Annotated in this window: 2 protein-coding genes; both read right to left on the bottom strand. The window is 46.5% G+C overall.

Annotation, left to right across the window (positions count from 1 at the left end; translation table 11 throughout):
- Positions 1 to 170 precede the first annotated feature (170 nt).
- Positions 171 to 521, bottom strand: coding sequence for a hypothetical protein (locus ABD892_RS10910; protein ID WP_345195671.1), 351 nt, complete (start codon positions 519 to 521; stop codon positions 171 to 173).
- Positions 522 to 1,008: 487 nt separating this feature from the next.
- Complete coding sequence (locus ABD892_RS10905) at positions 1,009 to 1,626, bottom strand: PepSY domain-containing protein (RefSeq protein ID WP_345195670.1); 618 nt, start codon at positions 1,624 to 1,626, stop codon at positions 1,009 to 1,011.
- Positions 1,627 to 1,970: the final 344 nt, after the last annotated feature.

The raw sequence follows: 1,970 nt of genomic DNA, 5'->3' as shown, positions 1-1,970 counted from the left end.
GTTTTGTGCAAAAACTGTACTCTGTTGCCAAAAGTACGGCCAGCTTGCTCACATTCCCAAGGTTAAGCGGGATTTAAGGTCACTCATATCATCAATGACAGGCCTCACGGCTTTGTGCTACTTTGCAGAAAATGGCCTGAAACCTGTTCCCCCACCGCCCCCTTGCCCCTTTATGCTTTCTGGATGAGCGGTTTAAATTCTGCCGTCATGAACATCATGATATCGTCGAGCTTTTTCTCGGAAATAAGATCCAAGCTCCGGTGAGCATCAAGATACGCCAGCATAAAATTGATGTCATAATTGTTCACATCACCGGGAGACAGCTGGAAATCCCGCGCCCGAGCCTGTGCCGCGTAACGGCTCATCGCAACACGATCTTCCCTGGATTGCACGGCCCGGTTTTTCGCGGCAAACATGGCGGCATACTTGAATAGATTTTCCTTTGCACCAGTACTCAAAACACCGGACTCCGCCTCGGCCAACTTGATTGACTCACTGATCGCATCGGAGATTTCTTTCATCCAATGCTTGTTCTTTCTGGGTAATTTTGTCATAGCTCGATTGAATAGTCTGAAGTTAATAAGGGGTAGAAACATTTTTTCAGTATTGCCAAGACAATCAGTAGACCACACAAGTTTTTTACCCGCCTGTGCGCTAACCACCTGCCTAAAATCGTCTTTACCGTACTCCGCCTAAAACCAGCCGTTACCACAATGCAGAAGATTAATGGATCCACGAGATTGGTACAGTCAGTCTGACTTCATCAATGCGGGTTGGTTAACCAGTGTCGACAGAGCCAAATCTGTCCATGGCATGGCCTCGAAACACAAACGCACTTCGGTCACTCTCCCGATTTCGCCTTTGAATTTTCCAAGAACCAGCTGGGATACATCGCCTGTTACATAATCAGGTCAAACCGGCTCTTTAAGATTTAATCTCAACTTTACGTGCACGAGACATGATTAAATAGACATGACAATTTTCATTCACCGCAATGCACATGAATGGTTATTGAGTATTTCTATACTTATTCCCATTAACATACGCTAAAAGCCCAAAAAGCGTCACCACGAAAAGGGCGGCAAGACCCAAAACACCGAGCACCTTATTGAGCCATGAATCCCCTAACCACTGCAGGTAATGTATTTTATAGAGAGTGCGTATCATCCGCGTATCAGTTCCCGTTTGCTGAAGCGCTAATCGTGGCCAATCCACCGATATCTCAACACCGGTATCGGTGAATAACCGGTCACCTTCCACCGTGACAATGCTTCCATAACGCTCTGGGTTCGCAGTGATAGCATCATTCACCAATGCCAACAGCTGTTGCTTTGAGGGAAGAGGTCTTTCCCCCAGGGTTTCCAGGTCAAGCTGCTGCCAATGGCCATCCTCTTGAACAATAAGATGGTATCCCAGAATACTGCGCTTTATGGATATTTCCTGCCAACCCGCATCAGGGGTTATCGTCATCGACCCATCCATTGCGTAAAGCCTGACAGGCAGCTTTTCATAAGCCGCTTCGTAACCGGGCTTAACCAAAAAGATCACACCGGTCAGCGCCCACAGAATTAAGGGTACCAGCATAATGATGCCGGCAAGCCGATGGACTTTCTTTGAATTCATCATGACATGCAACACTAAACGCACACTTCCAGATAGCACACATAAAAATGAGACAGCATTATTGATGTGTATGTTTTTACATTGAAAAAACGATTCACCCGATCATTCAAGCGATCAGCCAGATGTTACATATTGGTACTCGTTGAAAACGCAGCGAGCACTCACGTTTGAAGCCTATTAACTCAAACAGAGTGAGTAGCAAAGGGTATGGGCCACGGCAAGATCATGAAGCCCCTTGCCCCGCAAGGACTTCAGCCAGAAACCCTGTGCTTCGTGAAGCTTTCTTCTGCTTTCTTTTCATACCACCGCTAAAGCTTTTCACATCGTTGAGAAGGTTCAGGGCAATA

The organism is Kistimonas scapharcae (assembly GCF_039540975.1).
Classification (GTDB): Bacteria; Pseudomonadota; Gammaproteobacteria; order Pseudomonadales; family Endozoicomonadaceae; genus Kistimonas; species Kistimonas scapharcae.
The sequence above is the reverse complement of the archived record's forward strand: the minus strand, read 5'-3'. Positions and strand labels throughout refer to the sequence as shown.

Excerpts from the sequence above, each read along its gene's own strand:
- ABD892_RS10905 (WP_345195670.1), bottom strand. The coding sequence starts at position 1,626 with ATGATGAATTCAAAGAAAGTCCATCGGCTTGCCGGCATCATTATGCTG.
- ABD892_RS10910 (WP_345195671.1), bottom strand. The coding sequence starts at position 521 with ATGAAAGAAATCTCCGATGCGATCAGTGAGTCAATCAAGTTGGCCGAG.